Annotated in this window: 5 protein-coding genes; 3 read left to right on the top strand and 2 right to left on the bottom strand. The window is 62.9% G+C overall.

Features of this window, described 5'->3' with window-relative positions; all coding sequences use genetic code 11:
• Positions 1–257: 257 nt before the first annotated feature.
• Positions 258–1,361, bottom strand: a complete 1,104-nt coding sequence (locus VMR03_RS08660; protein ID WP_325404245.1) for an NADH:flavin oxidoreductase — start codon at positions 1,359–1,361, stop codon at positions 258–260.
• 136 nt (positions 1,362–1,497) lie between these two features.
• Here VMR03_RS08660 and VMR03_RS08655 point away from each other — a divergent pair, with 136 nt between their 5' ends.
• The 3 genes from VMR03_RS08655 (at position 1,498) to VMR03_RS08645 (ending at position 3,663) form a co-directional block, all read left to right on the top strand.
• Positions 1,498–2,397 (top strand): polysaccharide deacetylase family protein, encoded by a 900-nt coding sequence (locus VMR03_RS08655; protein ID WP_325404243.1) that lies wholly within the window; start codon positions 1,498–1,500, stop codon positions 2,395–2,397.
• Positions 2,398–2,487: 90 nt separating this feature from the next.
• On the top strand, positions 2,488–2,820 hold the full coding sequence (gene hspQ / locus VMR03_RS08650) for a heat shock protein HspQ (protein WP_325404241.1): 333 nt from the start codon (positions 2,488–2,490) through the stop codon (positions 2,818–2,820).
• 120 nt (positions 2,821–2,940) lie between these two features.
• Positions 2,941–3,663 (top strand): acyltransferase, encoded by a 723-nt coding sequence (locus VMR03_RS08645; RefSeq protein ID WP_325404239.1) that lies wholly within the window; start codon positions 2,941–2,943, stop codon positions 3,661–3,663.
• Here VMR03_RS08645 and VMR03_RS18980 read toward each other — a convergent pair.
• Positions 3,660–3,782 (bottom strand): hypothetical protein, encoded by a 123-nt coding sequence (locus VMR03_RS18980; protein WP_414693161.1) that lies wholly within the window; start codon positions 3,780–3,782, stop codon positions 3,660–3,662. The genes VMR03_RS08645 and VMR03_RS18980 overlap by 4 nt on opposite strands.
• Between the last annotated feature and the right edge of the window lie 16 nt (positions 3,783–3,798).

The raw sequence follows: 3,798 nt of genomic DNA, 5'->3' as shown, positions 1-3,798 counted from the left end.
GCTGGCCTGGAAGAGTTGGTTGCATATGATCGTTTGGTATATGCGAAGGCGGAAAAGCTATTCAGACATCAAGCGTAATGTCGAGTGTGGATGTACCCGCCCGAGGCCGCGACCTGATGGCCGGATCATTCGGGCGGGTCTCGTCGATCTCGATCACTTTGCCGTGACGACATTCGATCTGGCGAACGAAGCCGCTGCACATGCAGCCGCGAATGCCGGTCCGTTCACGATAACGAACCTCCGGCCCTGCTCGGCTCCTATGACAGAACCGCCAGCGCCGCCGGGTTGAAGGGCTCCAGCGCGTCGTAGCGTTCCTCGTGGATCTTGCGCGCCCAAGCGGGATCGACCAGCAGCGCGCGGCCGACGGCGACGAGATCGAACTCGTCGCGTTCGAGACGCGCCAGCAAATCGTCGATGCCGGTGGGCGTCGAGGACTCGCCGCCGAAGGCCGCGATGAACTCGCCCGACAGGCTGACGCTGCCGACGGTGATTGTCGGCTTGCCTGTCAGCTTCTTCGTCCAGCCGGCGAGATTGAGGTCCGAGCCCTCAAATTCCGGCTCCCAGAAGCGCCGCTGCGAGCAGTGGAAGACGTCGACGCCCGCCTCGCTCAGCGGCTTCAGAAATTCGCCCAGAAGCTCCGGCGTCGGCGCGAGGCGCGCCGTATAGTCCTGCTGTTTCCACTGGGAGAAGCGCAGGATGACGGGATAATCCTTGCCAACCTCGCGGCGCACCGCCTCGATGATGTCGATGGCGAAGCGTTCGCGCTTCAACATGTTGCCGCCGAATTCGTCGTCGCGCTTGTTCAGGCCTTCCCAGAAGAACTGGTCGATCAGATAGCCGTGCGCGCCGTGCAATTCGACACCGTCGAAGCCGATCTCGCGCGCATCGGCTGCGGCACGGGCGAAGGCGTCGATCACATGCTGGATGTGCTGCTTCGTCATCGGTTCGGAGACCTGCTTGTCCGGCCGCGACAGGCCGGACGGTCCGGCGCTCGGAAGCTCGGGATGGGCGACCTTGCCTTTCGGATTGCGCGCCATGCCGACATGCCACAGCTGCGGCATGATCTTACCGCCGACGCCGTGCACCTCTTCCACGACGTGCTTCCAGCCCTTCAGCGCCTCGCCGAAGAAATTCGGAACATCGACGTCCATCGAGGAGACGGGATCGTTGACCGTCGTGCCCTCGGTGATGATGAGGCCGGTTTCGTTCTCGGCGCGGCGGCGATAATAGGCCGCGACCTCCGGTCCCGGAATGCCGCCCGGCGATTTCGAGCGGGTCATGGGCGCCATGACGATACGGTTAGGCAGGGTAAGCCCGTTGAACGTGAAAGGGCGAAACAGAGGGGCGACGGAACGGCTCATGCAATTCTCCAATATGGGGCCGTGGAAATTTGAAATTCCCGGCAAATTCATGTTAAGCGCATATTGGCCTTTCGCGACCGAAGGTCAAATGCGCAACGTAGCGCGGTCCATCACATAAAAATGAACAGGGCGGGACATGACAGCAAATCCGGTACTGGCGCGGTTGGGGCTCACGGACACCGATCGGATCGCGATCCTGCATGTCGACGATGTCGGCATGTGCGGCGCCTCGCTCGATGCCTTTGCGGATCTCTGGGACGCCGGCGAAGTCACCTGCGGCTCGGTCATGGTGCCCTGCCCCTGGTTCCGCGCCACGGCCGCCTGGGCGCGCGATCATGCCGACGCGGATCTCGGCGTCCATGCGACGCTGACCAGCGAATGGAGCGGTTATCGCTGGGGGCCCGTCTCGACGCGCGATCCGGCGAGCGGTCTCATGGATGATGAGCGCTGCTTCCCGCGCACCTCCGCGGAGGTGGCGGCCCATGCCGTCCCGTCGGCCGCCGGCGCCGAGCTTCGTCTCCAGATCGCCCTTGCCCGGGAGGCCGGCATCGTCCCGACGCATCTCGATACGCATATGGGATCGGTCATGCATGGGCGGCTCTATGGCGAGTTCGTCGCAGCGGCGCTTGAGGCGGGGATGCCGCCCTTCGCCTTGCGGCTGGCGGCGGAACAATGGCGGAAAGGCGGCTACGACGCCGAAACAGCGACGAACCTCGCCGAGACGGTCCATGGGCTCGAAACAGCGGGCATTCCGACGCTCGACCGGATATTCCAGCTGTCGCTGAAGGTCGAAGAAGACCGCGTCGGACAGACGCTCGACATGGTTAAGCGGATCGAGCCCGGCCAGGTCGGCTATGTCGTCTTCCACCCTGCCCTCGACACGGCGGAGCTGCGTGCCATCTGTCCCGACTGGCGGTCGCGTGTCGGCGACTACGAACTGCTTCGGTCTGGCCGGATACGCTCCGAACTCGCGAATCAGGGCGTCGTCCTGATCGGCTGCCGCGAATTGCAGCAGCTCATGCCCGCCGCGCATTAAGGTTTGTGTCGGCGAAGCTCCGCGGGCTTTCCGGCAGGCGTCCGTACCTGCTATCTTTAGTTCTTGTGCACGTGGAGTGAAGACGTCGTCATGGAAATCAACCGGCAGGCGAAATTCCAGATCGGACAGGTCGTTCGCCACAGATACTATCCTTTCCGGGGCGTCATCTATGACGTCGATCCGACTTTCAACAACACCGAAGAGTGGTGGCTGTCGATCCCGGAGGAAGTGCGTCCGCGCAAGGACCAGCCCTTCTATCATCTGCTGGCGGAGAATGCGGACACCGAATACGTGGCCTATGTCTCCGAACAGAACCTGTTGGCCGACGATACGGGCGAGCCGGTACGCCACCCCCAGGTGAAGGAGCTGTTCGGCCCAATGCGCGACGGTGTCTATACCATCCGCATGAAAAACGCCCATTAGATCCATCGTCATTTCTCCGCCGAATTCGAGTGAGCAATCCATGCGCCCATGCTATCCGTCTGGCGGAGAGCGGGGATAAGTCCGGGCGCGGCGGCCCGGCAATGATCGGGGAGCAAGGAATTGCGGCGCGACAGGCGGCCATATTTCATCCGTCGCCTTCAGGGCGCATGGCTGCGGTTCCGAACCGAGCATTTCCTGGTGCCCGCCTTCGACGAGGTCGGCCCGGGTCTTTCCGTCACCAGCCCGCGCGACATCGAAATATGGGGTGGCAATATACGGGTCGGCGCCTGTGCCCATATTCACGCCTCTCGAGGCAACCCCACCCGCCTCTGCACCTGGACGACGGACGGACGCGAAGGCCGCATTGCGATCGGCGACTATGTACTGATAAGCCCCGGTACGCAGATCATAGCATCGGAGAGCATCAGCATCGGCTCGAACACGATGTTCGCCAGCGGCTGCTACGTTTCCGACTCCGATTGGCACGATACCTATGACCGTACCCGCGAGCTCGACAAGCATGCGCCCATCGTCATCGGCGAGAATTGCTGGCTCGGCGTGCGTGCGATCGTCTGCAAGGGCGTCACCATCGGCGACAACAGCATCATCGGCGCCGGATCCGTTGTCACCCGCGACATTCCCCCGAACTGCATTGCAGCGGGCAACCCCGCCCGCGTCGTGCGCGAGCTCGATACGACGCGGCCCATGCGAAAACGCTCGGAACTCTTTGCAGAGCCCGAGCGCGTCAATCGCGACATGGATCGTCTGATGCGCTACCTGCTCAGGGAGAACACGCTGGGAGGCTGGCTCCGCAGCGTGTTCTTCCCGACGCGGGAAGATTAGGCCTTAGGCTTCGGCAGGGCTGCGATCGCGGCGCCGAAGCCGTCGAGCTTCACCGGCACCTTGATGTCGCCCTTGGCGGCGTGCTTGAACAGCACTTCCATTTCCTTGCCGCCCTTCAAGGCTTTCAGATTTTCA

This window comes from Parvibaculum sp. (genome assembly GCF_035511255.1).
Taxonomy (GTDB): domain Bacteria; phylum Pseudomonadota; class Alphaproteobacteria; order Parvibaculales; family Parvibaculaceae; genus Parvibaculum.
This window is presented reverse-complemented; position numbering and strand designations above follow the sequence as displayed.

Bases quoted from the DNA above. Each gene is read 5' to 3' on its own strand.
- VMR03_RS08655 (WP_325404243.1), top strand. From the start codon at position 1,498: ATGACAGCAAATCCGGTACTGGCGCGGTTGGGGCTCACGGACACCGAT.
- VMR03_RS08660 (WP_325404245.1), bottom strand. From the start codon at position 1,361: ATGAGCCGTTCCGTCGCCCCTCTGTTTCGCCCTTTCACGTTCAACGGG.
- hspQ (WP_325404241.1), top strand. From the start codon at position 2,488: ATGGAAATCAACCGGCAGGCGAAATTCCAGATCGGACAGGTCGTTCGC.